This is a genomic window from Streptomyces sp. ICC1 (assembly GCF_003287935.1).
In the GTDB taxonomy this organism is placed as follows: domain Bacteria; phylum Actinomycetota; class Actinomycetes; order Streptomycetales; family Streptomycetaceae; genus Streptomyces; species Streptomyces tritrimontium.
This window is the reverse complement of the sequence record NZ_CP030287.1, coordinates 4,651,533-4,676,714: the sequence shown is the minus strand read 5'-3', so window position 1 is coordinate 4,676,714 and position 25,182 is coordinate 4,651,533. Positions and strand designations below refer to the sequence as shown.

At 73.0% G+C, this 25,182-nt stretch carries 24 protein-coding genes, 1 tRNA gene and 1 pseudogene; 15 read left to right on the top strand and 11 right to left on the bottom strand.

What is annotated here, in order from left to right; translation table 11 throughout:
• Positions 1-78 precede the first annotated feature (78 nt).
• Complete coding sequence (locus DRB96_RS22055; protein WP_112450008.1) at positions 79-1,113, top strand: ABC transporter substrate-binding protein; 1,035 nt, start codon at positions 79-81, stop codon at positions 1,111-1,113.
• A 64-nt stretch (positions 1,114-1,177) separates the two neighbouring features.
• Here DRB96_RS22055 and DRB96_RS22050 read toward each other — a convergent pair whose 3' ends face one another.
• Positions 1,178-2,770 carry a beta-N-acetylhexosaminidase gene (locus DRB96_RS22050; protein ID WP_112453631.1) on the bottom strand — a complete coding sequence of 531 codons (1,593 nt, stop codon included), beginning with the start codon at positions 2,768-2,770 and terminating at the stop codon, positions 1,178-1,180.
• 63 nt (positions 2,771-2,833) lie between these two features.
• On the opposite strand from DRB96_RS22050, the gene DRB96_RS22045 reads away from it, so the two are divergent.
• From DRB96_RS22045 to glmS, 3 genes are all read left to right on the top strand, one after another.
• On the top strand, positions 2,834-3,766 hold the full coding sequence (locus DRB96_RS22045; protein ID WP_112450007.1) for a DUF4429 domain-containing protein: 933 nt from the start codon (positions 2,834-2,836) through the stop codon (positions 3,764-3,766).
• Positions 3,767-3,873: 107 nt separating this feature from the next.
• The gene (locus DRB96_RS22040) at positions 3,874-4,149 is read left to right on the top strand and encodes a hypothetical protein (RefSeq protein ID WP_112450006.1); all 276 of its coding nucleotides are present in this window, start codon (positions 3,874-3,876) and stop codon (positions 4,147-4,149) included.
• Between the two features lie 94 nt (positions 4,150-4,243).
• Positions 4,244-6,061, top strand: a complete 1,818-nt coding sequence (gene glmS, locus DRB96_RS22035; RefSeq protein WP_112450005.1) for a glutamine--fructose-6-phosphate transaminase (isomerizing) — start codon at positions 4,244-4,246, stop codon at positions 6,059-6,061.
• Between the two features lie 83 nt (positions 6,062-6,144).
• Here glmS and DRB96_RS22030 read toward each other — a convergent pair whose 3' ends face one another.
• Both DRB96_RS22030 and DRB96_RS22025 read right to left on the bottom strand, forming a co-directional pair.
• Positions 6,145-6,711 carry a GPR1/FUN34/YaaH family transporter gene (locus DRB96_RS22030; RefSeq protein WP_112450004.1) on the bottom strand — a complete coding sequence of 189 codons (567 nt, stop codon included), beginning with the start codon at positions 6,709-6,711 and terminating at the stop codon, positions 6,145-6,147.
• 99 nt (positions 6,712-6,810) lie between these two features.
• Positions 6,811-7,341, bottom strand: a complete 531-nt coding sequence (locus DRB96_RS22025) for a universal stress protein (RefSeq protein WP_112450003.1) — start codon at positions 7,339-7,341, stop codon at positions 6,811-6,813.
• Between the two features lie 447 nt (positions 7,342-7,788).
• Here DRB96_RS22025 and DRB96_RS22020 point away from each other — a divergent pair, with 447 nt between their 5' ends.
• The 4 genes from DRB96_RS22020 (at position 7,789) to DRB96_RS22005 (ending at position 10,545) form a co-directional block, all read left to right on the top strand.
• Entirely contained in the window at positions 7,789-8,136 is a 348-nt protein-coding gene (locus tag DRB96_RS22020; protein WP_112453630.1) for a hypothetical protein, read from the top strand.
• Positions 8,137-8,512: 376 nt separating this feature from the next.
• Entirely contained in the window at positions 8,513-9,682 is a 1,170-nt protein-coding gene (locus DRB96_RS22015) for a helix-turn-helix domain-containing protein (RefSeq protein WP_112450002.1), read from the top strand.
• A gap of 81 nt (positions 9,683-9,763) precedes the next feature.
• The gene (gene orn / locus DRB96_RS22010) at positions 9,764-10,366 is read left to right on the top strand and encodes an oligoribonuclease (protein WP_112450001.1); all 603 of its coding nucleotides are present in this window, start codon (positions 9,764-9,766) and stop codon (positions 10,364-10,366) included.
• A gap of 106 nt (positions 10,367-10,472) precedes the next feature.
• Positions 10,473-10,545: transfer RNA gene (locus DRB96_RS22005), tRNA-His, on the top strand.
• 59 nt (positions 10,546-10,604) lie between these two features.
• On the opposite strand, the gene DRB96_RS43135 is transcribed toward DRB96_RS22005, so the two are convergent.
• Positions 10,605-10,760, bottom strand: coding sequence for a hypothetical protein (locus tag DRB96_RS43135; protein WP_162688454.1), 156 nt, complete (start codon positions 10,758-10,760; stop codon positions 10,605-10,607).
• 121 nt (positions 10,761-10,881) lie between these two features.
• Between DRB96_RS43135 and DRB96_RS22000 the strand changes: the two genes are divergently transcribed.
• Positions 10,882-11,382, top strand: coding sequence for a MarR family transcriptional regulator (locus DRB96_RS22000; protein ID WP_112450000.1), 501 nt, complete (start codon positions 10,882-10,884; stop codon positions 11,380-11,382).
• A gap of 38 nt (positions 11,383-11,420) precedes the next feature.
• Here the strand turns inward: DRB96_RS22000 and DRB96_RS21995 are convergent, their stop codons facing one another.
• From DRB96_RS21995 to DRB96_RS21980, 5 genes are all read right to left on the bottom strand, one after another.
• Positions 11,421-12,110, bottom strand: a complete 690-nt coding sequence (locus tag DRB96_RS21995; protein ID WP_112449999.1) for an NAD(P)-binding domain-containing protein — start codon at positions 12,108-12,110, stop codon at positions 11,421-11,423.
• 154 nt (positions 12,111-12,264) lie between these two features.
• Positions 12,265-12,906, bottom strand: coding sequence for a disulfide bond formation protein B (locus DRB96_RS21990; RefSeq protein WP_112453629.1), 642 nt, complete (start codon positions 12,904-12,906; stop codon positions 12,265-12,267).
• 11 nt (positions 12,907-12,917) lie between these two features.
• Positions 12,918-13,082 (bottom strand): DUF5993 family protein, encoded by a 165-nt coding sequence (locus DRB96_RS43845; protein ID WP_204357787.1) that lies wholly within the window; start codon positions 13,080-13,082, stop codon positions 12,918-12,920.
• A gap of 172 nt (positions 13,083-13,254) precedes the next feature.
• Complete coding sequence (locus DRB96_RS21985) at positions 13,255-14,634, bottom strand: HAMP domain-containing sensor histidine kinase (protein ID WP_112449998.1); 1,380 nt, start codon at positions 14,632-14,634, stop codon at positions 13,255-13,257.
• 109 nt (positions 14,635-14,743) lie between these two features.
• Complete coding sequence (locus tag DRB96_RS21980; RefSeq protein WP_112449997.1) at positions 14,744-15,433, bottom strand: response regulator transcription factor; 690 nt, start codon at positions 15,431-15,433, stop codon at positions 14,744-14,746.
• A 79-nt stretch (positions 15,434-15,512) separates the two neighbouring features.
• Here DRB96_RS21980 and DRB96_RS21975 point away from each other — a divergent pair, with 79 nt between their 5' ends.
• On the top strand, positions 15,513-16,070 hold the full coding sequence (locus DRB96_RS21975; RefSeq protein WP_112449996.1) for a hypothetical protein: 558 nt from the start codon (positions 15,513-15,515) through the stop codon (positions 16,068-16,070).
• Positions 16,071-16,110: 40 nt separating this feature from the next.
• Here DRB96_RS21975 and DRB96_RS21970 read toward each other — a convergent pair whose 3' ends face one another.
• The gene (locus DRB96_RS21970; protein ID WP_112449995.1) at positions 16,111-16,983 is read right to left on the bottom strand and encodes a fused MFS/spermidine synthase; all 873 of its coding nucleotides are present in this window, start codon (positions 16,981-16,983) and stop codon (positions 16,111-16,113) included.
• A 34-nt stretch (positions 16,984-17,017) separates the two neighbouring features.
• Positions 17,018-17,476, bottom strand: a complete 459-nt coding sequence (locus DRB96_RS21965) for a hypothetical protein (protein ID WP_204357786.1) — start codon at positions 17,474-17,476, stop codon at positions 17,018-17,020.
• A gap of 399 nt (positions 17,477-17,875) precedes the next feature.
• Here DRB96_RS21965 and DRB96_RS21960 point away from each other — a divergent pair.
• From DRB96_RS21960 to aroA, 5 genes and pseudogenes are all read left to right on the top strand, one after another.
• Positions 17,876-19,063 (top strand): annotated as a pseudogene (locus DRB96_RS21960) (tetratricopeptide repeat protein); the annotation flags it as partial.
• 132 nt (positions 19,064-19,195) lie between these two features.
• Positions 19,196-20,380 carry a chorismate synthase gene (aroC, locus tag DRB96_RS44790; RefSeq protein ID WP_239516280.1) on the top strand — a complete coding sequence of 395 codons (1,185 nt, stop codon included), beginning with the start codon at positions 19,196-19,198 and terminating at the stop codon, positions 20,378-20,380.
• The gene (gene aroB, locus DRB96_RS44785) at positions 20,377-21,477 is read left to right on the top strand and encodes a 3-dehydroquinate synthase (protein ID WP_239516279.1); all 1,101 of its coding nucleotides are present in this window, start codon (positions 20,377-20,379) and stop codon (positions 21,475-21,477) included. The genes aroC and aroB overlap by 4 nt, the downstream gene beginning before the upstream one ends.
• 255 nt (positions 21,478-21,732) lie before the next feature.
• Positions 21,733-23,868, top strand: coding sequence for a transketolase (gene tkt, locus DRB96_RS21950; protein ID WP_112449994.1), 2,136 nt, complete (start codon positions 21,733-21,735; stop codon positions 23,866-23,868).
• Positions 23,865-25,139 (top strand): 3-phosphoshikimate 1-carboxyvinyltransferase, encoded by a 1,275-nt coding sequence (gene aroA, locus DRB96_RS21945; RefSeq protein ID WP_112449993.1) that lies wholly within the window; start codon positions 23,865-23,867, stop codon positions 25,137-25,139. Before tkt ends, aroA begins: the two co-directional genes overlap by 4 nt.
• Positions 25,140-25,182: the final 43 nt, after the last annotated feature.

The following is a 25,182-nucleotide window of genomic DNA, read 5'->3' as shown; positions in this document are numbered from 1 at the left end:
CCACGTTCAGGTAAGGTTAGGCTAACTTTCCTTCGACGGCTCCACCGCCACCTCGCACGCATGAAAGCGGACACTGCCATGCCCAGATCCCGATCCTCCCTCCTCACCCGCCGCGGCCTCATCGCGGCAGGCGGCGCCCTCGGCCTGGTCGCCGCGCTCACCGCCTGCGGCGGCAACGGCTCCGCGAAGGACGGATCGGGCGACAAGGGCACGGGCTCGGGTTCCTGGAGCTTCCAGGACGACCTCTCCCAGCAGCCCCTGACCGCGAAGTCGAGGCCGAAGAACATCGTCGCCTTCACCGGCACCGCCGCCGCGCTGTACGACTACGGCGTCAAGGTCAAGGGCGTCTTCGGTCCGACGAAGACCGCCGACGGCAAGCCCGACGTCCAGGCCGGTTCGATGGACATCTCCAAGGTCGAGATCCTCGGCAACGTCTACGACGAGTTCAACGTCGAGAAGTACGCCGCGCTCCAGCCCGACCTGCTGGTCACCAACACCTGGGACGGCACGTACTGGTACGTGCCGGAGGCCTCCAAGGACAAGATCTTCAAGCTCGCCCCGGCCGCCGCGGTCAGCGTGGGCCGCGACGTCTCGATGGACAAGGCCCTGGCCCGCACCGCGGCCCTCGCCGAGTCCCTGGGCGCCGACCTGAACTCCAAGAAGGCCGTCGACGGCAAGGCCCGCTTCGAGGCGGCCTCCGCGAAGCTCCGCGAGGCCACCAAGGCGAACCCGGGCATCAAGGTGCTCGTCGGCTCCGGCTCCGCCGACCTGTTCTACATCTCCACCCCCGACACCTCCGCCGACCTGAAGTACTTCCAGTCGCTCGGCGTCGAGTTCGTCACCCCGGAGACGACGGACGAGGGCGGCTTCTTCGAGAGCCTCAGCTGGGAGAACGCCGGCAAGTACAAGGCCGACGTCGTCCTCCTCGACAACCGCACCGGCACCCTCCAGCCGACCGAGCTGAAGGCCAAGCCGACCTGGGCCGAGCTGCCCGCCGTCAAGGCCGGCCAGGTCACCCCCCGCGTGACCGAGCCGATCTACTCGTACGAGAAGTGCGCGCAGATCCTGGAAGACCTCGCGAAGGCCCTCCAGAACGCCAAGAAGACCGGCTGACCGACTGGCCGGCTGACCCCGGCCCGACCCGGCCCCGGCAGCGGCCGCGGCGCTCCGGGCCGCGCTACGACCAGGGCACGTCCGGGGCCCGGTGGTAGTTGACGTCCTGGGCGTCGAGGCGCGGGCCCTGGGCCGCCAGGCGCAGCCGGTAGGAGTCCCAGTCGCGGGCCGCGGCCGGGGACCAGCCCAGCTCCGCCAGGCCCAGCACCCTCGGGAAGGCCAGGAGCTCGAGGTCGAGGCGGGTCGCGACCGTCTCGGTCCACAGCGGCGCCTCCACGCCCAGGACCGCGGACTCCGGGAGCCCACCGGCCAGGTAGCTCCCCGGGTCCCAGTCGTAGGCCCTGCGCACCGGCACGTACCCCGCCCAGGCCAGCCCCGGCTTCGTCGCCTTGTCGTACTTCATGTCCAGGTACAGCCGGTCCGCCGGGGACAGGATCACCGGGTTCCCCGCCTTGGCCGCCGCGACGACGGCCGCCTTCTCCGGCGCCGGGGTGCGGTCGTGTCCCCAGTACTGGAGCACCGCGCCCCCGGCCGGACGGGCCGTCGCCAGCTGGTGCCAGGCCACCACCGTCTTGCCGTGCTTCGCCACCACCGCCTGCGCCCGGTCCATGAAGGCCGCGTAGTCCGCCGCCGGCGTGGAGTGCGCCTCGTCGCCGCCGATGTGCAGGTACGTGCCCGGGGTCAGCTCCGCGAGCTCGCCCAGCACCTGGTCGATGAACTCGTAGGTCCGCTCCTCGCCGACGCACAGCGAGCTGAAGCCGACCTTGATCCCGGTGTAGGGCTCGCGCGCCTTGCCGTCGCAGTTCAGCTCCGCGTAGGCGGCCTGCGCCGCGTTCACGTGCCCCGGCATGTCGATCTCCGGGACCACGTCCACGTACCGCTCCCCCGCGTAGGCCACCAGCTCCCGGTAGTCGTCCTTCGTCCAGTGGCCGCCGGGCCCGCCGCCGACCTCGCCGGCGCCCCCGACCTGCGCGAGCCGCGGCCAGGAGTCGATCGCGATGCGCCACCCCTGGTCGTCGGTCAGGTGCAGGTGCAGGGTGTTGACCTTGTACTGGGCGAGCTGGTCCACGTACCTCTTCACCTGCTCCACCGTGAAGAAGTGGCGGGCGATGTCGAGCATCGCCCCCCGGTACGCGAAGCGCGGCGCGTCGGTGACCGTCCCGCCCGGCACCGTCCCCGGGCCGGACACCGGCAGCAGCTGGCGCAGCGTCTGGCCGGCGTGGAAGAGCCCGGCGGGCGTGCGGGCGGTGAGCGTGACCCCGCCGGGTCGGGACTCCAGCCGGTACCCCTCCTCCCCCGCGTCCTCGGCCGCCCCGTCGAGCCTGAGGCGGATCCCGTCGCCCTCGGCGCCGTCCACCACGGGCAGCGGCAGCCCGCTGGGCCCCCGCAGCTGCTCGGCGAGGAGTTCGCCGACCTTGCGGACCTCCTCGTCGCCGGTCGGGCCGGTACGGATGACCGTGCCCGGCCCGAAGGCGTACCCCGGGCCTTCGGCGTGCGCGGAGGCGGGCGCCGGCAGGAGCCGTTCGTAGGGGGCGAGCGCGGCGGGGGGTTCGTCGCCGGGCCGGGCGTCGTCGCCGCGGGCGGCGGTGCAGGAGGCGGCCGCGGGGACGGCGGCGAGGACGAGGAGGGCGGCGAGGGTGCGTCGCGGGACTCTCATGCGCACAGGTATAGGCCAACTGGGCCCGGAAGGAGGGCGTTCGGGCGGTGCGAGAATCCGAGGATGGCGGAAATCATCCAGAAGGACGGCACATGGACCTTCGACGGGGACGCGGTGCGCATCGTGCCGGGCCGCGACAAGGGGGTGGGACTGCTGCGCCAGACGCTCGGCGAGGTGGTCGTGCCGCTGCGCGCGCTGGCCGGAGTCTCCTACGAACCGGGGCGCAAGGCGGGCCGGCTGCGCCTGCGGCTGCGTGACGGCGCCGACCCGCTGCTCCAGGTGACGGGCGGGCGGCTGCCGGAGGCCTCCGATCCGTACCGGCTGACCGTGGAGTCGGACCGGTCGGGGGTGGCGGAGTACTTCGTGGACGAGGTGCGCAACGCCCTGCTGCTGGACCAGGTGGACCCCGGGCCCGCGGACTCCTACCTGGTGCCCGGCCCCGCCGTGCCGATCACGGTCGGCGCGGGCGACGGGACGGTGGCCTTCGACGGGGACCGGGTGTCGCTGGACTGGAACTGGACGACGGAGGAGGCCAAACGATCCGGCGGCGCGCGCGAGTTCCGGGTCGCGGACCTGCGGTCGGTGGAGTGGGCTCCGTCACGGGGGCTGGAGAACGGGTGGATCCGCTTCGTCCTGGCCGGTGCCCCGCAGAGCGCCGCACCGAAGTACGACCCGCACACGGTGGAGCTGTTCGGCTTCAAGAAGGACCCGCTGATGGCGCTGGTCGCGGCGGCCGTGGCCGTACGCATGCCGCACCCGGCGGCGCCCGATCCCGGCCCCGGTCCGGATCTCGGTCCCGGTTCGGGGTCCGAGCCGAAGCAGGCCCTGGCGGCCGCCCCGGCCGCCGGTCCCGCGGCGGAGCCGGCCGTGGCCGGGGCGGCGGACCACGACGCCCTGCTGCGGCGGCTGCGCGAGCTCGGAGAGCTGCACCAGGCGGGCATCCTCACGGCCGAGGAGTTCGCCACGGCGAAAGCGGCAGTTTTGGGACGTTTCTGATCAACCAAGACCGGAATTGACCACTCCGTTGGTCCAGACCAGCATGATCCTGCCCGATTTCGGGCAGGATCTTTGCGTTCTGCGGCTCTGACCGCCAATATCGACGGATGCCCGACCACCGCCCGTCGCACGACGACCTCGTCGACCACTTGGTGCGCAGCACCTCGCTCCAGCGGGGCGAGGCCGCCCGAGTGGTTCTCGACGTGCTCGCATACTTCGACGAGAGCACCGAGGAGTTCGTCCGCCGCCGCCACCGTGAGCTCCAGTCCGGCGGCGCGGTCAACGCGGACATCTTCGAGCGGATCGCGGCCGAACTGCCGCACCGCGCCGTGGCGCCCCCGGAGCTCTCGCTCCGGCAGCTGCGCCGCATCGTCTACGGCTGACCGGCCACGGCGGGGCGCCGCCCCGGACAGGGGGGCGGGCACCGGGGCGGGCAGTGGCAAAAGAGCATTCGAACTCCAGGAGGGGAAAGACCTTATGTGCGGAATCGTGGGTTACATCGGCAAGCGTGACGTGGCACCGCTGCTGCTGGAGGGCCTGCAGCGACTGGAGTACCGCGGCTACGACTCCGCGGGCATCGTCGTCAACAGCCCGAAGGCCGCGACCCTGAAGGTCGTCAAGGCCAAGGGCCGCGTACGCGAGCTGGAGTCCCGGGTGCCCAAGCGCTTCGCCGGCACCACGGGCATCGCCCACACCCGCTGGGCCACCCACGGCGCCCCGAGCGACATCAACTCCCACCCGCACCTGGACGCCGACAACAAGGTCGCCGTCGTCCACAACGGCATCGTCGACAACGCCTCCGAGCTGCGCGCCAAGCTGGAGGCCGACGGGGTCGTCTTCCTCTCGGAGACCGACACCGAGGTGCTCGTGCACCTGATCTCCCGCGCCCAGGCCGACACCCTGGAGGAGAAGGTCCGCGAGGCGCTGAAGGTCGTCGAGGGCACCTACGGCATCGCCGTCATGCACGCCGACTTCTCCGACCGCATCGTCGTGGCCCGCAACGGCTCCCCCGTCGTCCTCGGCATCGGCGAGAAGGAGATGTTCGTCGCCTCGGACATCGCCGCGCTCGTCGCCCACACCCGCCAGATCGTCACCCTCGACGACGGCGAGATGGCGACCCTGAAGGCCGACGACTTCCGGACCTACACCACCTCCGGCACGACGACCACCGCCACGCCCGAGACCGTGGAGTGGGAGGCCGCCTCCTACGACATGGGCGGCCACGACACGTACATGCACAAGGAGATCTCCGAGCAGGCGGACGCGGTCGACCGCGTCCTGCGCGGCCGGATCGACGACCGCTTCAACACCGTCCACCTGGGCGGCCTGAACCTGGACCCGCGCGAGGCGCGCGGCATCCGCCGGGTCAAGATCCTGGGCTGCGGCACCTCGTACCACGCCGGCCTGATCGGCGCCGGTCTCATCGAGAGCCTGGCCCGGATCCCCGCCGACGCCGAGCCGGCCTCCGAGTTCCGCTACCGCAACCCGGTCGTGGACCCCGACACCCTCTACATCGCGGTCTCCCAGTCCGGTGAGACCTACGACGTGCTGGCGGCCGTGCAGGAGCTCAAGCGCAAGGGCGCCCGCGTCCTCGGCGTGGTCAACGTGGTCGGCTCCGCGATCGCCCGCGCGGCCGACGGCGGCGTGTACGTGCACGCCGGCCCCGAGGTCTGCGTCGTCTCCACCAAGTGCTTCACCAACACGGTCGTGGCCTTCGCGCTGCTCGCCGTGCACCTGGGCCGCATCCGCGACCTGTCCGTCACCGACGGCAAGCGGATCATCGACGGCCTGCGCAAGCTGCCCGCGCAGATCCAGGAGATCCTCGACGGCGAGGAGGACATCAAGACGCTGGCCGCCGAGTACGCCGAGGCCAAGTCGATGATGTTCATCGGCCGCGTCCGGGGCTACCCGGTGGCCCTGGAGGCCTCCCTGAAGCTCAAGGAGATCTCCTACATCCACGCCGAGGCCTACCCGGCCTCCGAGCTCAAGCACGGCCCGCTCGCCCTGATCGAGCCGTCGCTGCCGACGGTCGCGATCGTCCCGGACGACGACCTGCTGGAGAAGAACCGCGCGGCGCTGGAGGAGATCAAGGCCCGCAGCGGCCGGATCCTGGCCGTCGCCCACACCAAGCAGGAGAAGGCCGACCACACCATCCTCGTGCCCAAGAACGAGGACGAGCTGGACCCGATCCTGATGGGCATCCCGCTGCAGCTGCTGGCGTACCACACCGCCCTGGCCCTGGGCCGGGACATCGACAAGCCGCGCAACCTGGCGAAGTCCGTCACCGTCGAGTAGCCGACCCGCACGTGAGCGAGGCCGGCACGCGTGAGGCCCCCGGTGGGTACCGGGGGCCTCACGTGAGCTGCGTGCCGGGTTCCTCAGCTCGCGGCGACCGCGCCGCGCGAGCCCTTGCCGACCGCCATCGGCCAGCTCGCCAGGGCCGCGGTGGCCCCGTACCAGGCCAGCAGTCCGGACAGTGCCGCCACCCAGCCGGCCGCCTTGGCCAGCCCGTCGGTCTCGGCGAAGGTGCCTATCGCCAGGAGTACGAGCGAGAGGGTGAACAGGCCGTACACGCCCTGGCCGAACAGTCCGCCCGAGGCCGCGGCGGTGAGGGTCAGCGCGAGCATGGCGAACAGGACGAGGAACAGTCCGGCCGCGTGTGCCGAAACCTTTCCGTCGGCGCCGTTGGCCCAGGTGAACCAGAAGGCTCCGAGACCCGCGAAGGCCGTGCCGTTGAAGCCGTTGCCGCCGCGGTATTCGAGGATCCCGAGGACGAACAGGGCGAGGCCGCCGAGGAAGGTCGCGAGCGACACGGAGTTGGCCACGGTCACACCGCCGATGATCCCGGTGTGGCCGATACCGAACGCGAGAAGGGTGAGACCCAGGGCGATGTGCCCGAGGGTCGAAGTCGAGGCCGTGCTTCCCGCAGAGACACCATTGTCCACGGCGGGCTCCCTTCGATCTGCAGTTGTTTGCTGCGTCCCAGCAGCCTTTATCTACCCCTTACAAGGGGGTTCACAACCACACAATCGACATACGGTCGGTTACGGGATGACAACGACGGGTCGCTGCGCCCGCTTCGCCAGCCGGCCCGCCACCGAGCCGAAGATCCGGCCGACGATCCCGTGCGTGGAGCCGACCACGATGGCGTCCGCCGAATACTCCCGGCCGACCTCCTCCAGCTCGTGGCAGATGTCCCCGCCGCGCTCGACGAGGATCCACGGGACCTCGGAGAGGTAGTCGGCGCACGCCAGCTCCAGGCCCAGCACCTCGGTGCGGTGGTCCGGCACGTCCACGAAGACCGGCGGCTCGCAGCCGGCCCACACGGTGGTGGGCAGCCGGTTCGCCACATGGACGATGATCAGACCGGATCCTGAGCGACGGGCCATCCCGATCGCGTACGCGAGGGCGCGCTCGCTGGACGTGGATCCGTCGAAGCCCACCACGACCCCGTGCCGGAAGGCCGGGTCGCAGGGATGACGTGGTTGTTCCACCGCGCGCAGGTCGGCCGATTCAGTATCGGCGAGGTGTTTGCGCTTGCGGTCCGCAGGTTCGGAGAATTCGTGACCGGCCATGGGTGTCTCGACGAAGAGGTCCTCGGGGGAAGGGACAAGGCGGCGTGGCGACAGTAGGCGGAAGCGACGGTTCTAGCGGTGAAGATTCCGGGAATGGCAACTCAGTGTGACCGAGCTCTGTCCGGGAAGCATCTTCCCAAGCCATACCCACCAGGGTACGGCGACACTCCTGTGCTGCACAGGGCATGCCGCCCTTGGAGAGCGTCCAAGGGAGCATGCCGCAGCGCCGCCGCCTTGGCAATGGCCGCTGTCCCCTACAGGCAGTGACGAATGACTCCGTCCCGGGTAGGCGCCACCCGTGCGCGCAGTGACCGAGCCGCTCCGCCCGGCGTTGGACACGAGTCCGACCGTCCAGGAAGAGCCCGCAGGGAGCACGCCGTGCCCGGTCATCCGGTTCACCCCGTCCAGCCCGCTCAGTCGCCCGCTCAGCCGAAGCAGTCCGTCCACATGTCGCCTCCCCCTCTTCACTCTTCCGTGCACCCCGCCAGACGTACTCATGACGACCCCGCGGGTGACGTGGTGCGCTGGGCGGCTTTCAGCTGCCTGCTCGTCCCGGTCGTCCTGGTCGTCTACGGGACCTCGTTCGGCGGGGCAGCGGTGGCCACGCTCGGCCTGGCCGCCGTCACGGCCGCCTGCCGGGTGCTGCTGCGGCACTCGGAGAAGGAGGAGCGGAATGCCGCCCGGGTGCCCGTGGAGGACCGCGCCGCGCCCGCCCACCGGGGCCGGCACTCGCGCGCCGGGGGCTCCGTGCACCGGGGATGTCACGGTTCCGCCGGTTTGCCCCCTCACGACTGACCGATTCGCACATCCACACCCGCACGTTTTCAGCCAACTTCCCGGCAGGTCACCCCCCTTGCCGGAATGTCCCCCCAACCTCCTCACCATCAGCGACTAGTCCGCCACAGGGGGTCCCTGACCCTATGAGTACTGGCCATGGCCGGACAGTGCGCTTCCCTCGCGGGTGGCGGAGTGGAACGCTTCCTGATCGAATACTTTTCGCCAAGTTGCCAAGTCGACATAGCGCTGCGTGCTGAACTTGTCACGCCGACACCACGGGACGCAGTAGATTCGATCATGTATTTACGGCGGGGGAGCCACGTGCAAGGCCGAGGGGAAACGTGCAGGTGCGACCAGACCAAGGAGTCGCGACACCCAAGGGGGGCTTAGCGCCATGAGCCAGGATTCCACCGCCGTCGTCGTAGACGGCAGGAAGCTCGCGGGGCGTCGCCGCAGGGAGATCGTCGCGGTGCTGCTCTTCAGCGGCGGGCCGATCTTCGAGAGCTCCATTCCACTTTCCGTGTTCGGCATTGACCGGCAGGACGCGGGAGTTCCACGCTATCGATTGCTCGTCTGCGCCGGTGAAGACGGTCCACTGAGGACCACCGGCGGACTCGAGCTGACCGCGCCATACGGGTTGGAGGCGATCGCCCGGGCAGGCACGGTCGTCGTGCCCGCGTGGCGTTCCATCACCTCACCGCCGCCGCCGGAGGCGCTCGACGCACTGCGTCTGGCGCACGAGGAGGGTGCCCGGATCGTCGGACTGTGCACGGGGGCATTCGTGCTCGCCGCCGCGGGTCTGCTGGACGGCCGGCCCGCGACGACGCACTGGATGTACGCGCCGACGCTGGCCAAGCGCTACCCGTCCGTCCACGTCGATCCGCGCGAGCTGTTCGTCGACGACGGCGATGTGCTGACGTCCGCGGGCACCGCGGCCGGAATTGACCTGTGCCTGCACATCGTGCGCACGGACCACGGCAGCGAGGCGGCCGGTGCGCTGGCCCGTCGACTCGTCGTGCCGCCGCGCCGCACGGGTGGCCAGGAGCGCTATCTCGACCGGTCTCTGCCGGAGGAGATCGGCGCCGACCCGCTGGCCGAGGTCGTCGCCTGGGCACTGGAGCACCTCCACGAGCAGTTCGACGTGGAGACGCTCGCCGCCCGCGCCTACATGAGCAGGCGCACCTTCGACCGGCGGTTCCGCTCGCTCACCGGCAGCGCACCGCTGCAGTGGCTGATCACCCAGCGGGTGCTCCAGGCACAGCGGCTGCTCGAGACCTCCGACTACTCGGTCGACGAGGTCGCCGGACGCTGCGGGTTCCGTTCGCCGGTCGCGCTGCGCGGGCACTTCCGCCGCCAGCTGGGGTCCTCCCCGGCCGCCTACCGCTCCGCCTACCGGGCCCGTCGCCCGCAGGCGGACGTGGCCCAGGTGGCGCAGCTGTCGGAGTCGCCGGTACCGCACCAGCGCACTCCTCAGCCCCAGCGGACCGCGGCCGCACTGGCCGCGGCCGGTCCCACGGTGACGGAGCTGTACGCCCCCGGGCGGGTGCTGCGCGAGCACGCGTAGCCCCTTGCGGGCATCGCTCGAAGAAGGTCCCCCGCATCGGCGGTCACCGATGTGGGGGACCTTCCGCATAAGGTGGGGCGCATGAACGATCGCATGGTGTGGATCGACTGCGAGATGACCGGGCTCTCGTTGACGGACGACGCACTTATCGAGGTGGCCGCACTGGTCACCGACTCGGAGCTCAACGTGCTCGGCGAAGGCGTGGACATCGTGATCCGCCCGCCGGACGCGGCCCTGGAGACCATGCCCGACGTGGTGCGCGAGATGCACACCTCCTCCGGCCTGCTCGAAGAGCTGGCCGGCGGGACCACCCTCGCGGACGCCGAGGCGCAGGTCCTGGCCTACGTACGGGAACACGTGAAGGACCCCCGCAAGGCCCCGCTCTGCGGAAACACGGTCGGCACCGACCGCGGTTTCCTGCTGCGCGACATGGCCGCGCTGGAGGGGTACCTGCACTACCGGATCGTGGACGTCTCCTCGATCAAGGAGCTGGCGCGCCGCTGGTACCCGCGCGCGTACTTCAACAGCCCCCCGAAGAACGGCAACCACCGGGCGCTCGCGGACATCAAGGAGTCCATCGCCGAGCTGCGCTACTACCGGGAGGCCGTCTTCGTGCCGCAGCCCGGTCCGGACTCGGACACGGCGCGGACCATCGCCGCCAAGCACGTCGTCCCCGGCGCGTAGCACCCCGTAGTACCCGACAGCGAGGGGCACGGGGAAAGGGGGGAGCGAGCACCCTCCCGGACCCTGTAACCTTTTCTTCGGCCGGTCGGTTTTCCGACCGGACATGGTGGGTGTAGCTCAGTTGGTAGAGCACCTGGTTGTGGTCCAGGTGGCCGCGGGTTCAAGTCCCGTCACTCACCCTGCGAGAAGGCCTCGTTCCGCGAAAGCGGAGCGGGGCCTTTCGCGTACCCGGGGCCCGTCAGGCACGGTCAGGTGGTGGGAGGTCGCAGTGGACGGTGCCGGGTTTGTCGGGCTCGCGGGATGCGAGGCGGTGCGGGACGCCGTCGGTGGCGAGGAGGGCGGTGAGACCGCGGGCGACGGCGCCGCGGCCGCCGGTGACGAGGATCTTCGACATGGCTTCTTCCTGTTCTCGTTCCTGTTCTAGACTGAGGACGTGACACAGATTCCGTGTGACACATTCTCTGCGTTACGCATTTCCTGTGTCACACAGACAAATTTGAAGCACGGAGAAGCCGATGTCAACCAACAACCCCCGTTCGAGTGCGGAGTGGACCCGCGCCGAGCTGCTCGCGCGCATCGTCACCGAAAGCCAGCGGCACTACGCCGACTACTCGCTCTTCAGCCAGGCCATGGCCGACCACGTCGGCCTGCACCCCACCGACCTGCAGTGCGTCGCCCTCCTCGACATGGAGCCCGAACCGGTCAGCACCGGTGACGTCGCCCGCCTCACCGGCCTGACGTCCGGTTCGGCTACCCGGCTCGTCGACCGCCTGGTCAAGGCCGGCATCGTCGAGCGCCGCGCCGACCCGAACGACCGCCGCCGCTCCCTCGTCGCCCTCGCCCCCGCCGCCCGCGACCGGATCGGCGCGGCCTGGGAGACCCCGGGCCGCGCCTTCGGCGCCGTACTGGAGGGCTACTCCGACGCCGAGCTCGCCGTCATCGGCGACTACCTGCACCGCGCCGCCGAGGTCGGCCGCGCCCAGGCCGAGCGGCTGGCCTCGAGCGCCACCGACTGACTGAGGGGCACCCCGGCCCCCCGGAGCCCGGCCCCGGGTCAGACCTGCGGGCCCGGCTCCGTACGCCGCGCGCCCTGGATGTGGAAGTTGAAGTCCGTGTGGCCGAGGGCCCCCATCAGCCGGAGCCAGATCGGCAGCAGCATCTCCGTGCCGCGCGCCGTCTCGATCCCGCCCAGGTCGATGACGGTGTGCTCGCGCCAGTCGAAGGAGTACAGGAGCTCGCGCACGGCCTTCTTCGCCTCGGCGTCCTCGCCCGAGAGGAAGACGGTGTGGTCGCCGGGAACCCTGGCCGGGTCGACCATGACCTGGCAGTTCATCGTGTTCAGCGTCTTGACCACGCGCAGCCCCGGGAAGGTCCGCTGGATCAGCTCGCCCAGGCTGTCGCCGTCCACCGGGTCGAGCCCCGGCGGGAAGCCGTGCGAGAAGTCCAGCGGGTTCGCGATGTCGATCAGGATCTTGCCGTCCAGGTGCGAGGCGTCCGCCGCCGTCAGGGCGGCCACGCTGACCCGCCCGCCCGTGGCGTTGACCAGCGTCTCGCCGCCGCGCGCCGCTTCCGCGAAGCGGGCGAGCCCCGCTCGCGGGTGGGCCGCCTGCCACTCGGCGTACTCGCCGCGGGCGAGGGTGGCCACGGGGTCGCGGGTGCCGATGACGACCTCGTGGTCCAGGGAGAGCAGCCGGGCGGCCACCGTACGGCCGACGATGCCGGTGCCGAGAACTGCGTAGCGCATGGCGGGTTCCCATCCGATAGGGGTGCGGGCGCGAGTACTCAAGCAGTTCCGCCGCGTTCGCGCGCGGGCGGCGTCGACTCCCCGCCAACCTCCGCTAGTGCTGTGACGGGCAGGGTTCACCGGGTCACGGCGCCCGGCACGGCACGGCACGGCACTAGTCGATGATCCCCACATCGTGGAAGAACTGGTAGCGCGAGGGGTCGTCCGGGAGGAACCAGTGGAATCCCTCTTCGAGGAAGACCGCCACGATGTTCACGGCGATCACCAGCCCCAGGAACCACAGCGCGGCCAGCCCCACCGTGCGGTACGCACCCGGCCCGTCGGCCGGAATGACCCGGTCGGCCGTGGAGTGGGCGAAGGCGAGGACGATCCCGACGGCGACCACCGAGGCCTGGAAGAGGATCCACGCCCATACGTACAGGTGCAGGCCGAACACCTCGCTCCCGAACCCCTTGTCGCCCGGCAGGATGTGCAGCATCGTCTGGCGCCACGAGGCGAAGGAGCCCGCGATCACCGCGACGAGCGTGAGGCCCCAGCCCATCATGTAGTCGCGGCCGGTGACCGCCCCGTGCGTCAGCGCCGTACGGATGACGTGCCCGGCCCCGATCGCCGCCAGCAGCATGAACATCCGCTGCACGATGCAGAGCGGGCACGGGTACTCCCACAGCCCGAACTGGTAGAAGAGCCCGCCGCAGACCACACCCGTCCAGCCGATGGCGAAGGCGCACGCGAACCAGTACTGGACGCGCCCCAGCAGCCCGCCCTCCAGCGGCGCCTCCGGGAGGAGGCTGGACATCGCGGCCACCGTCAGTAGCTCAGGGTGAGGGCGAGGCCGCTGGTGATGTGGTGCGCCATCAGCAGGATCACGGCGAGCAGCATCAGCCACCAGGCACCGAGCACCACGAACCGCGACGCGTCCCGGTACATCGCGATCAGGGTGGCGAGGAGGCCGCCGAAGATGAGGGTGTCCATGGCGCGGACCGTATCGACATGGGGACATACCGGGCGCGCGGCGCGCCCCCGACCGCTCCGGGGTTACGTCGGTTGCCCCGCACGGTCAGCCACCCGCACGGTCAGCCACCCGCACGGTCAGCCACCCGCGCGGCCGGTCGCCCCGCGGGGTCCCCGCCGGTCGCCCGTGCCGTCAGTCGCCCCGCCGCTTGCGCCGGCCGCGCCCCGCGCGGGCGGACCCGCCCCGCGTGCGGCCGTCCAGGGCGATCCACACCCGCACCTCGGTGCCGCCGAGCACCGAGCGCCCCAGCCGCACGTCACCGCCCGTCGATTCGGCGACGCGCCGCACGATGTCCAGGCCGAGGCCCGTCGAACCGTCCCGGCCGCCGTCGTTGCCGCGCCGCAGGGCCGCGTCCGGATCGGCGATGCCGCCCCCCGCGTCCGAGACGAGCACGATCACCGCGTCCCCCGCGTCGTGGACGTCCACCGCGAAGGGAGTGCCCTCCGGGGTGTGCCGGAAGACGTTGCCGAGCATGGCGTCCAGCGCGGCCGCGAGCTCGGGCCGGGCCACGGGGATCCGTACCGTGCGGTCGACCCCCGCGAGCCGCACCTCCCGGCCCTCGTCCTCCGCCAGCGCCGACCAGAAGTCCATCCGGTCGCGGATCACCTCGGAGGCGTCGCAGCCGGCACCGCCGCCGCCCGTGGCGGAGGCGGGCGCGCGCTGCTCGCGGGCCGTACGGATGATCGTGTCGACCTCGCGCTCCAGTTGCTCCACGGCCGCCCGGGTCTGCTCCGCCGCCGGACCGTCGCCGAGCGAGGCCGCGTTGAGCCGCAGCACCGTCAGCGGCGTCCGCAGCCGGTGCGAGAGGTCGGCGGCCAACTCCCGCTCGTTGGCGAGGAGCTCCACCACCTGGTCCGCCATCGAGTTGAACGCGACGGCCGCCGAGCGGAGTTCCTTCGGCCCCTCCTCGGGGACCCGCGCGCCCAGCCGTCCCTCGCCCAGCCGGTGCGCGGCGTCCGCGAGCCGCTCGGCCGGCCGCACCAGGCGGGCGCCGAGCCGGTCCGCCACCGCCACCGAGCCCACGACCAGGGCGAGGCCGACGCCCGCGAGGACCACCCAGGCGGTGGCGACGCCGTTGCTGACCTCGCTCTCCGGGACGAGGATCTCCACCACCGCGATGTCCCCGGAGCCGAGCGCGATGGGCTGGAGCAGCGCCGAGCCGCCGCCCGACACCGGGGCCGTGGCCGCCCGCCCGATCCGCCGGGTCTCGGCGACGGCGTGCTCCCCGGCCCAGCCGTCGCCGATGTCCACGCGCGGGGTGTCTGCGACGGCCGGGACGTGCACGGCCATCCGCCGGGCGGCGCCCATCTGCGTGGACTCCACCGCCTTGCGCAGCTGGACCGGGTCCGTCGTGATCGACAGCGTCGGCCCGATGGTGGCGGCCTGCCGCTCGGCGTTGGAGAACGCCCGGTCGCTGGCCATCTCCTGGACGACCAGCCCGAGCGGCACGGCGAACGCCACGACCACCATGACGGTGACCGCGAGGCACACCTTGACCAGCGCCCACCTCATCTCCGTCGGCTCGCTCCGCCGCGGCAGCGGCTGTCGTCGCGGTCGCCCGCGCGGCGCGGAGGTGCGGCCGTCGTGCCCGCCCGCGGCCCGGTGGCCGCGCGTGCGCCGCTCACTGAGGCGGCTCCAGCTTGACTCCCACACCCCGCAGCGTGTGCAGGTAGCGCGGGCTCGCGGCGGTCTCGCCGAGCTTGCGGCGCAGCCACGACAGGTGGACGTCGATGGTCTGGTCGTCGCCGTAGGACTGCTGCCAGACCTCCGCGAGCAGCTCCCGGCGGGCCACGACCACGCCCGGCCGCCCCGCGAGGAAGGCCAGCAGGTCGAACTCCCGCCGCGTGAGGTCCAGTACCGTCCCGTCCAGCTCGGCCTGGCGCCGCAGCGGGTCGATGGCCAGGCCGCCGACGCGCAGGACCCGCGAGGGCGGCTCGGCCCCGGCGGCGGAGCGCGCGCGGCGCAGCACGGCGGCCATCCGGGCGGAGAGGTGCTCCACGGAGAAGGGTTTGGTCAGGTAGTCGTCGGCGCCGTCGTTGAGCAGCCGGACGATCTCCGCCTCGTCGTCCCGGGCAGTCGCGATGATCACGGGCACATCGGTGATGCCGCGCAGCATCTTCAGCGCCTCGGACCCGTCCAGGTCGGGCAGCCCGAGGTCGAGGATGACCACGTCGAAGCGGTGGTGCGCGACCTCGCGCAGTGCCTCCAGGGCGGTGCCGACGCTGCGCACGGTGTGCGAGGCCTCGGTCAGGTGCCGGATGAGGGCGGAACGTACGAACTGGTCGTCCTCGACCACGAGCACACTAGCCATGGCCCGCACCGTAGCCCATTCGGGGGATGCCCGAGGGTGCCGGTCCAGGTCTGGGACGGGTGGGGCAGGATGTCCCCCGATGCGACGAGGACATGTCGGTAGAGCAGTCAGCCATGCGGGAGCGTGGACGCTGGCGACCGGGGCTGCGGTGACGCTGTCGTGGTGGGGCGTGCACACGGTCATGTCCGGCACGGCCTACGATCCCCCGCTCGCGGTGCCGCTGACCACGCGGCCGCTCTCCTCCTCGACGCACCAGGCGCTGCCCCCGGACCCGGACCCGTCCTCCTCGCCCTCGGCCTCCGCCCCGGCGTCCCCCTCGGAGTCCGCCCCGTCCGCCTCCGCCAAGGCGTCGACGCCGCCGTCGCGGCCGGCGCCCGCCGCGCGTTCGAACGGTCAGGGCGGCGCGGGCGCGAGCGGGAACGTGAAGTCGTACAGCGTCTCCGGCGGGCGGGTCGTCTTCGACCTCGGCGCCTCCTCGGGCGAGCTGGTCTCGGCGACCCCGGCGGCCGGCTGGCGGATGCAGGTGTGGAAGCACGAGTCCTGGATCCGCGTCACCTTCACCCGCGACGGCCGGGAGGTGTCGGTGTTCTGCACGTGGCACGACCACCCCCCGCTGGTGGAGATCGTCGACCCCTGAGCCGAGCGACCCCCGAGCTGAGCGACCCCCGAGCCGAGGGTCAGCGGAAGACCGACGGCGGGGGCTCCGGCGAGGCGACCGCCGAGGCGTCCGAGACGGGGACGGCGCCGCCCGCGAAATCGATGAGGGCGCGGCCGTGTTCGACCCGGCCGGGGTGCGGGTCGCTCGCGACGCGGCGGGTGAACTCGGCGAGCGGGAGCTCACGGTCGGCGGCCACCAGGACGGCGTTGCCGAATCGTTTGCCCCGCCACACCACCGGATCGGCGGCGAGCGCCAGCTCCGTGAAGCGCGACGCGGCCGTCGCGATCTGGCCCCGCAGGTGGGTGAGGGGCGGCCCGTCCGCGAGGTTCGCCACGTACCAGCCGCCCGGCGCCAGGGCCCGGCGTACGTCGTCCAGGAACTCGGTGCTCGTCAGGTGCGCGGGGGTGCGGGCGCCGCTGAACACGTCCGCGATCACCAGGTCGGCCCAGCCGTCGGGGATCTTGGCCAGCCCGGCCCGGGCGTCGACCGACCGGACCCGGATGCGCGCCTGCGGGTCCAGCGGCAGGTGCTCCCGTACGAAGGCCACGAGCCCGGCGTCGATCTCCACGACCTGCTGCGTCGAGCGGGGGCGCGCGGCGGCCGTGTAGCGCGCGAGGGTGAAGGCGCCGCCGCCGAGGTGGAGGACGTTCAGGGGCTGGCGGGCGGGCGCGACGAGGTCGATCAGGTGGCCGATCCGGCGCTGGTAGGAGAAGTCCAGGTGTCCGGGGTCGTCCAGGTCCACGTGCGACTGCGGGGCGCCGTCGATCAGCAGGGTCCAGGCGCGCGACCGCTCCCGGTCGGGCTCCAGCACGGCCTGGCCGCCGTCCACCTGCCCGAGCTGCGCCTCGGAGGTGTCGCGCCCGCGCCGCTTGTCCTTGCCCTTGCCTGCCACGTCCTCATTATGGCTGGTCAGGGACCGTGGGGGGTCAGCGGCAGTTGTCGGCGGCCTCGATCAGCCGGGCCGCCTCGCCGAGTGCCGCGCGCAGCACCTCCGGATCGGTGACCGGCCCGACGGCCTCCGGCGGCAGCAGCCAGCCGGTGTCGCCCGCGGTCGGCGAGGTGTCGCCGAAGCGCATGCCGCGCCCGTTGGTGTGCGTACAGGCGCTGCCCGGGAGGTCCCAGGCGTCGGCGGTGCCGGGCGGGACGAGGAAGCCGAGGGTGCTGCCGGAGCCGTCGTGCAGGACCGGGCCGACGCCGCCGGCCCGGCTGGCGCTGGCCTGGCCGGCGGCCCGGCGGATGATGTCGACGGCCTCCAGGCCCTGCCGGGTGGGCACGGTGACGAGGTCCGGGGCTCCGGCGACCGAGGGCGCGCCGGTGATCAGGTATGAGCCGGTGATCAGGGGCGCGCCGGGCTCGGGCGCGGTGTTCGTTCCAGTGCTCTCCATGCCGCCCTCCACCAAGGGAACCCCTCCTCGATCCGCGTACGAACCTCGCGGGAGTGGATGCCGGAAGCCAGGAAGCTTCCTCCCACTCCGCATGGGTTCAACGCACGGGGGCGTCAACAGGTGCGGCGGCAAGACGCTGCAAAGGATGGCAGTTCATGGCGGATCGCGGGTGAGATATCCGTTTTGTAGCCAAACCCGGGGTGGGCATCCCAGCTCCAGCGGTACTTTCATGCCGCTGAAGCTCACCCGTCATGGGGATGGTTCGCAGCCAGAGAGGCCACGTCCGTGACTCCGCTCCCCCACCTACACGGAGGGGGGCTTCCAACCCGAGGGCTGCGGTCCAGCCCGAGCCGACCCCTTAGCGGGGCAGAGGGAAACTACCAGAGAGCAAGGGAACTGATGGCGGCGTCCCCCCACTCACCCAACACCCCCTTCCGGCGGCTGCGCGGTCAGCACTCCCCGGCCGAGTTCGCCGCGATGGTGCGCAGGGCGGCGAAGGAAATCGGAGAAACGGTTTCCTGCGACGCCCGTTACGTCGGCCGGGTCGAGTCCGGCGAGATCCGCTGCCCCAACTACGCCTACGAGCGGGTCTTCCTCCACATGTTCCCCGGCCGCACCCTGGCCGATCTCGGCTTCTCCCCGCGCGAGAGCGTCCGCGGCCGGCTCGCGCAGCGCGAACGTCCCTCGCCCTCCTCGCCGTTCTCCCCCTTCACCCGGCGCCCCACCGCCGGTTCCCCTTCGCGTTCCAAGGAGAGCGACGTGCTGCGTCGCGCGTTCATGGCGGGCGGCTCCGCGACCGTGGCGGCCGCGACGCTCAGCCTCACCCTGCTCGGCGACACCCGCCGGCTCCCCTCCCGCGCCGGCGAGTCCGAGGCGGCCGCGGTCGAGGACGCCGTACGCCAGATCCGGCTGCTGGACGACCGGCACGGGGCGGACGCCCTGTACCGGCGGGCCGCGGAACCGCTGCGCACCGCCTACGCGTTGCTCGACGCGGGGGCCACCCGCCAGTCCACCGAGGACCGGCTGCACGCGGGCGCGGGCGAGCTGGCCGTCTCGGTCGGCTGGCTCGCACACGACTCGGGCCGCTTCGACGACGCCCGCTCGCACTACGCGGAGGCGCTCGCCACGGCCCGGGTGGCGGGGGACGCCGCCCTGGAGGCCCACGCGTTCAGCAACATGGCCTTCCTCGCCCGGGACTGCGGGCGTCCCCGCGAGTCGGTACGGGCGGCCCAGGCGGGCCGCCGCGCCGCCCGGGCCCTCGGGTCCCCGCGGCTGCTGTCCCTGCTGGCCCTGCGGGAGGCCGGGGGCTGGGCGGGGCTCGCGGACCGCAAGGCCTGCGAGGAGGCGCTGACCCGGGCGCACACGGAGTTCTCGCGGGGCCCCGCGGCGGCGGACCCGGAGTGGATGTCCTTCTTCGGCGAGGCCGAGCTGGAGTCCCTGGAGTCCCGCTGCTGGGCGGCGCTCGGCGAGCACGCCCGCGCGGCCCGGCACGCGCGCCGGGCGGCGGACCTCCAGGATCCGCACTTCGCCCGCAACGTCGCCTTCTACACCGCCGAGTTGGCCGGCGACCTGGCCCACCCGGGCCGTGGCGAGCGCCTCCGCGTAGTGCGAGCGGGCGTCGTCGAAGCGCACACGGCACCGCCCCCGCCGCACACGGCACCGCCCCCCGCACCGCACACCCCGCCGGCGCAGCGCGCGCCGCACGACAGAGGATCACCCTTGAGCACTTTGCGATGGCTCACCGCGGGCGAATCGCACGGCCCCGCACTCACCGCCGTCCTCGAAGGCCTGCCCGCCGGAGTGGAGATCTCCACCAAAGCGGTCGCCGACTCCCTGGCCCGCCGCCGCCTCGGCCACGGCCGGGGCGCCCGGATGGCCTTCGAGCGGGACGAGGTGGCCTTCCTCGGCGGCGTCCGCCACGGCCTCACCCAGGGCGGACCGGTCTCGATCCAGATCGGCAACACCGAATGGCCCAAGTGGCAGACGGTGATGTCCGCCGACCCCGTCGACGCGGAAGTCCTCGCCGGCCGGGCGCGCAACGCCCCGCTCTCCCGCCCCCGACCCGGCCACGCCGACCTCGCCGGCATGCAGAAGTACGGATTCGACGACGCCCGGCCGGTGCTGGAGCGGGCCAGCGCCCGCGAGACCGCCGCCCGCGTCGCCCTCGGAGAGGTCGCCCGCGCCCTCCTGTGGCAGGCGTACGGGATCACCGTCGTCAGCCACGTCGTCTCCCTCGGCGCGGCCGCCGCCCCCGAGGGCGTGGTGCCCGGCCCCGGCGACACCGAACGCGTCGACTCCGACCCGGTGCGCTGCCTCGACCCCGAGGCCTCCGCCGCCATGGTCGCCGAGGTCGACCGGGCCCACCAGGACGGGGACACCCTCGGCGGAGTCGTCGAGGTCCTCGCCTACGGGCTGCCGCCGGGCCTGGGCAGCCACGTCCACGGCGACCGGCGCATCGACTCCCGGCTGGCCGCCGCCCTCATGGGCATCCAGGCCATCAAGGGCGTCGAGTTCGGCGACGGCTTCGGCCTCGCCCGGGTCCCCGGCTCCCTGGCGCACGACGAGATCGAGCGGGGCGAGGACGGCATCCGCCGCCGCACCGCCCGCTCCGGCGGCGTCGAAGGCGGCATGACCACCGGCGAACCGCTGCGCGTGCGCGCCGCGATGAAGCCCATCGCCACCGTGCCGCGCGCCCTGGCCACGATCGACGTCGCCACCGGCGAGCCAGCCGCCGCCCACCACCAGCGCTCCGACGTCTGCGCGGTGCCCGCCGCGGCCGTCGTCGCCGAGGCCATGACCGCGCTGGTCCTCGCCCACGCCGCGCTGGAGAAGTTCGGCGGCGACTCCCTCGCCGAGACCTCCCGCAACCACCGGGGCTACCTCGAGAACCTGGCCGTCCGGTGAGCGCCCCGACCCTGGCGGGGAGCCCGACGGGAAGCACCACGGGACGCACCCGCATCCCCATCGGCGGCGAACGGCCGTACGAGGCCGTAGTGGGCCGCGGCCTGACCGGCGAGACCGGCCGCGTGCTGGGCGCCGGACCGCTGCGGGTGGCCGTCGTCCACTCCAGGACCCTGCTGACCACGGCCCGCGCGATCGCACGCGAACTCACCGACGAGGGACGCATCGTCGTCTCCCTCGAAGTGCCCGAGGGCGAAGCCGCCAAGGACATGACCGTCGTGGTGGGCCTGTGGCGAGCCCTCGCGGACGCCGGGTTCACCCGTTCCGACGCCGTCGTGGCCGTCGGCGGCGGGGCCACCACCGACCTCGCCGGTTTCGCCGCCGCCGGCTGGCTGCGCGGCGTACGGCTCGTGCTCGTGCCGACCACCCTGCTCGGCATGGTCGACGCCGCCATCGGCGGGAAGACCGCCGTCAACCTGCCCCAGGGCAAGAACCTCGTCGGCGCCTTCCACCCGCCCGCCGGGGTCCTGTGCGACCTGGACCTGCTGGACACCCTGCCCCCCGCCGACTACGCCAGCGGCCTCGCCGAGGTCATCAAGGCCGGCTTCATCGCCGACCCGGAGATCCTGCGCCTGGTCGAGGAGGACCCGGCCGGCGCCTTCCACACCCGCGAGCTCGTGGAACGCGCCATCCGCGTCAAGGCGGAGGTCGTCACCGAGGACTTCAGGGAAGACGGCCGCCGCGAACACCTCAACTACGGCCACACCCTCGGCCACGCCATCGAGCGCGTCGCCGGCTACCGCGTCCGCCACGGCCACGCGGTGGCCGCCGGCATGGTCTTCGCCGCCGAACTCGCCCGCCTCGACGGCCGGCTGTCCGCCGCCGAGGCGCAGCGCCACCGCACCCTCCTCGCCGCCGCCGGCCTGCCCACCGGCCACACCGGGGCCTGGGCGCCGCTGCGCGACGCGATGAGCATCGACAAGAAGACCCGCGGCAACCGGCTGCGCCTGGTCGTCCTCGACGCCATCGGCCGCCCCGCCCTGCTCACCGCCCCGGACGAGGCCCTCCTCGCCGCGGCCTACGAGCGGCTGAGCCGGTGACCCGGCCCGCCGTCCGCTACGCCCGCGCCCGCGCGCGCCGCTGCGCCCGCGCCGCGGCGGGCGCAGCGGCCCGGTTCCCCTTCCCGGCCCCGCTCCTGCTGCCCGCCGCGGGTCCCGCCGGGGCCGCAGTTCCCCGTGCCCGCGCCGCAGTCCCCGGTGCCCGCGCCGCAGTCCCCGTACCCGCCGGGGCAGTCGCACTCGCACTCGCATCCGCACCCGACCCGTCCCCGTATCCCCCGAACAGGAAGGCCTGAGATGACCGTCGCCACAGCCCCGCAGGGCACCGCGCCCGCCCTGCTCTGGGAGGACGCCGACCGCCGGGCCGTCGAGGTCGCCCGCGCGCTGACCGTGGACGCCGTCGAGGCGGCCGGCCACGGCCACCCCGGCACCGCCATGAGCCTCGCGCCGGCCGCGTACCTGCTCTTCCAGCAGCTCCTGCGGCACGACCCGCGGGACCCGCGCTGGGCCGGCCGCGACCGCTTCGTCCTGTCCTGCGGCCACGCCAGCCTGACCCTCTACACGCAGCTCTACCTGTCGGGCTACGGGCTCACCCTCGACGACCTCAAGGGCCTGCGCACCGAGGGCAGTCTGACCCCCGCGCACCCCGAGTACGGGCACACCCCCGGCGTGGAGACCACCACCGGCCCCCTCGGCCAGGGCCTCGCCAACGCCGTGGGCATGGCCATGGCCGCCCGCCGCGAGCGCGGCCTGTTCGACCCGGAGGCGCGCGCGGGTGAGAGCCCCTTCGACCACACCGTCTGGGCCATCGCCTCCGAGGGGGACCTGGAGGAGGGCGTCGCGCACGAGGCCAGCTCGCTCGCCGGCCACCAGCGCCTGGGCAACCTCGTCGTCCTCTACGACGAGAACCGCATCTCCATCGAGGACGACCGGCAGATCGCGCACTCCGAGGACACCCTCGCCCGCTACCGCGCGTACGGCTGGCACGTCCAGGAGGTCGACTGGACCGCCGGAGGCGAGTACCGCGAGGACGTGCGGGCCCTGCACCGGGCGCTCACCACGGCCCGCGAGACCACCGACCGACCCTCCCTCGTATCGCTGCGCACGATCATCGGCTGGCCCGCGCCGAAGAAGCGCAACACCGGCGGCATCCACGGATCCGCCCTCGGCGCCGAGGAGGCCGCCGGCGCCAAGGCCGCGATGGGCCTCGACCCCTCCCTCTCCTTCCAGGTCCCCGCCGAAGTCCTGGCCCACGCCCGCCAGGTGGCCGACCGCGGAGCCGAGGCGCACCGCCAGTGGGACAAGACCCTCGCCGACTGGCGCGCCCTGAACCCCGACCGCGCCGAGCTCTTCGACCGGCTCTCCGAGCGCCGGCTGCCCGAGGGCTGGCAGGAGCACCTGCCGGTCTTCCCCGCCGGCGGCCAGATCGCCACCCGCAAGGCGTCGGGCGAGGTGCTGAACGCGCTGGCCTCCGTACTGCCCGAACTGTGGGGCGGCTCCGCGGACCTCGCCGAGTCCAACCTCACCACCATGAAGGGCGAACCGTCCTTCATCCCCGAGGAACTGTCGACCGAGGCCTACTCCGGCCACCAGTACGGCCGGACCCTGCACTTCGGCATCCGCGAGCACGCCATGGGCGCCATCCTCAACGGCATCGCCCTGCACGGTGGGACCCGCCCCTACGGCGGCACCTTCCTCGTCTTCTCCGACTACATGCGCCCCGCCGTCCGCCTCGCGGCCATGATGAAGCTGCCCGTCACCTACGTCTGGACCCACGACTCCATCGGACTCGGCGAGGACGGCCCCACCCACCAGCCGATCGAGCACCTCTGGTCGCTGCGCGCCATCCCCGGCCTGGACGTGGTCCGGCCCGCCGACGCCAACGAGACCGTCATCGCCTGGCGCACCATCCTGGAGAACGACGACCGCCCGGCGGGCCTGTGCCTGTCCCGGCAGAACCTGCCCGTCCTGGAACGCGGCGGGGAGAGCGGACTGTCCCCCGCCGAAGGCGCGGCGCGAGGCGGCTACGTCCTGGCCGAGGCCGACGGCGGCCGCCCCGAGGCCATCCTCATCGCCACCGGCAGCGAGGTGCCCATCGCCCTCGACGCCCGGCGCATCCTGCAGGACGGGGGCCTCGCCACCCGCGTGGTCTCCATGCCCTGCCTGGAGTGGTTCCAGGCGCAGGAGGAGGCGTACCGCGAGGAGGTGCTGCCGTCCGGTGTCGAGGCCCGCGTCTCCGTCGAGGCCGGCTCCAGCCTCGGCTGGTACGCCCTGGTCGGCGCGGCCGGCACCTCGCTGGGCATCGACTCCTTCGGCGCCTCCGCCCCGTACCAGTCCCTGTACGAGCTGCACGGGCTGACCGCTCCCAAGGTCGCCGCCGCCGCCCGCGCGAGCTTCGAGCGCGCCGCCCGCCGCAACTCCACGGTCCGATGACCGCCACCGTGCTCGAGGCCCGGATCCCGGGCTCCAAGAGCATCACCAACCGGGCGCTGCTGCTCGCGGCCGCCGCCCCCGGGCGCAGCCGCCTCGGCGCGCCGCTGGTCAGCGACGACACCCTCGCCTTCCGGGCCGCGCTGACGGACCTGGGCACCAGCGTCCGCGACGTCGGGGACGCCGGGTACGGCTACGGCGACGGCTCCGGGTACGGCGACGGATCCGGCGAGGTCTGGCAGGTCACCGGCCGCGGCACCGGCCCGGCGGGCCCCGTCCGGGTGTGGTGCGCGGACGCCGGCACCGCCGCCCGCTTCCTGCCGCCCTTCGCGGCCACCGGGTACGGCGACGTCTCCTTCGACGGCTCCGACCAGCTGCGGGCCCGCCCGCTCGGCCCGCTGCTGGAGGCGCTGACCCGCCTCGGGGCCAGGACGAGCGCCGCGGGGCTGCCCTTCACCCTCACCTCGAACGGGCTCGCCGGCGGCCGGATCGAGCTGGACTCCGGGCTCAGCAGCCAGTACCTCTCCGGTCTGCTGATGGCCGCCCCGCTGATGGCCGGGCCGCTCACGGTGGACGTACCGCGCCTGGTCAGCCGGCCGTACGTGGACATGACCCTGGCCCTGATGCGGCACTTCGGGGCGCGCGTGGAGGAGGCGGACGGCGCGATCACCGTCCACTCGGGCGGCTACGCGCCCGCCGACCTCGACATCGAACCGGACGCCTCGACCGCCTCGTACTTCTTCGCGGCGGCGGCCGTCACCGGCCGCACCGTACGGGTGCAGGGCCTGGGCACCGGGAGCCTGCAGGGCGACACGGCGTTCGTGGACGTGCTGCGGCTGGCCGGGGCGCGGGTGACGACGACCGCGGACTGGACGGAGGTCACGGGCACGGGCCCGCTGCGCGGCGGGTTCACCGTCGACATGGGCGACATCTCCGACACCTTCATGACGATGGCCGCGATCGCCCCGCTGGCCGATGCCGAGATCACCATCACCGGCATCGCCCATGCCCGCCTGAAGGAGTCCGACCGGATCGCCGCCGTCGCGGGCAACCTGCGCGCGCTCGGCATCCGGGTGGAGGAGGGCCCGGACCGGATCACGGTCCACCCGGGGACCGCGGCCCCGGCCACCATCGCCTGCCACCGCGACCACCGGATCGCGATGTCCTTCTCGGTGCTCGGCCTGCGCGCGCCCGGCATCACCCTCGACGACCCGTCGTGCGTGGCCAAGACCTTCCCGGCCTTCCACGAGGAACTGACCCGCCTCTTCGCCTGACCCGCACCGGCCACCCGGCTCCGGCGCCCGGCCCCGGCACCCC

Excerpts from the sequence above, each read along its gene's own strand:
- DRB96_RS43845 (WP_204357787.1), bottom strand. The coding sequence starts at position 13,082 with ATGGACACCCTCATCTTCGGCGGCCTCCTCGCCACCCTGATCGCGATG.
- DRB96_RS22045 (WP_112450007.1), top strand. The coding sequence starts at position 2,834 with ATGGCGGAAATCATCCAGAAGGACGGCACATGGACCTTCGACGGGGAC.
- DRB96_RS22040 (WP_112450006.1), top strand. The coding sequence starts at position 3,874 with ATGCCCGACCACCGCCCGTCGCACGACGACCTCGTCGACCACTTGGTG.
- DRB96_RS22020 (WP_112453630.1), top strand. The coding sequence starts at position 7,789 with ATGTCGCCTCCCCCTCTTCACTCTTCCGTGCACCCCGCCAGACGTACT.
- DRB96_RS21965 (WP_204357786.1), bottom strand. The coding sequence starts at position 17,476 with ATGGAGAGCACTGGAACGAACACCGCGCCCGAGCCCGGCGCGCCCCTG.
- DRB96_RS22000 (WP_112450000.1), top strand. The coding sequence starts at position 10,882 with ATGTCAACCAACAACCCCCGTTCGAGTGCGGAGTGGACCCGCGCCGAG.
- DRB96_RS43135 (WP_162688454.1), bottom strand. The coding sequence starts at position 10,760 with ATGTCGAAGATCCTCGTCACCGGCGGCCGCGGCGCCGTCGCCCGCGGT.
- DRB96_RS21980 (WP_112449997.1), bottom strand. The coding sequence starts at position 15,433 with ATGGCTAGTGTGCTCGTGGTCGAGGACGACCAGTTCGTACGTTCCGCC.
- DRB96_RS21975 (WP_112449996.1), top strand. The coding sequence starts at position 15,513 with ATGCGACGAGGACATGTCGGTAGAGCAGTCAGCCATGCGGGAGCGTGG.
- DRB96_RS21990 (WP_112453629.1), bottom strand. The coding sequence starts at position 12,906 with ATGTCCAGCCTCCTCCCGGAGGCGCCGCTGGAGGGCGGGCTGCTGGGG.
- DRB96_RS22050 (WP_112453631.1), bottom strand. The coding sequence starts at position 2,770 with ATGAGAGTCCCGCGACGCACCCTCGCCGCCCTCCTCGTCCTCGCCGCC.
- tkt (WP_112449994.1), top strand. The coding sequence starts at position 21,733 with ATGACCGTCGCCACAGCCCCGCAGGGCACCGCGCCCGCCCTGCTCTGG.
- DRB96_RS21985 (WP_112449998.1), bottom strand. The coding sequence starts at position 14,634 with ATGAGGTGGGCGCTGGTCAAGGTGTGCCTCGCGGTCACCGTCATGGTG.
- aroA (WP_112449993.1), top strand. The coding sequence starts at position 23,865 with ATGACCGCCACCGTGCTCGAGGCCCGGATCCCGGGCTCCAAGAGCATC.
- glmS (WP_112450005.1), top strand. The coding sequence starts at position 4,244 with ATGTGCGGAATCGTGGGTTACATCGGCAAGCGTGACGTGGCACCGCTG.
- DRB96_RS22025 (WP_112450003.1), bottom strand. The coding sequence starts at position 7,341 with ATGGCCGGTCACGAATTCTCCGAACCTGCGGACCGCAAGCGCAAACAC.
- DRB96_RS22015 (WP_112450002.1), top strand. The coding sequence starts at position 8,513 with ATGAGCCAGGATTCCACCGCCGTCGTCGTAGACGGCAGGAAGCTCGCG.
- DRB96_RS22055 (WP_112450008.1), top strand. The coding sequence starts at position 79 with ATGCCCAGATCCCGATCCTCCCTCCTCACCCGCCGCGGCCTCATCGCG.
- orn (WP_112450001.1), top strand. The coding sequence starts at position 9,764 with ATGAACGATCGCATGGTGTGGATCGACTGCGAGATGACCGGGCTCTCG.
- DRB96_RS21995 (WP_112449999.1), bottom strand. The coding sequence starts at position 12,110 with ATGCGCTACGCAGTTCTCGGCACCGGCATCGTCGGCCGTACGGTGGCC.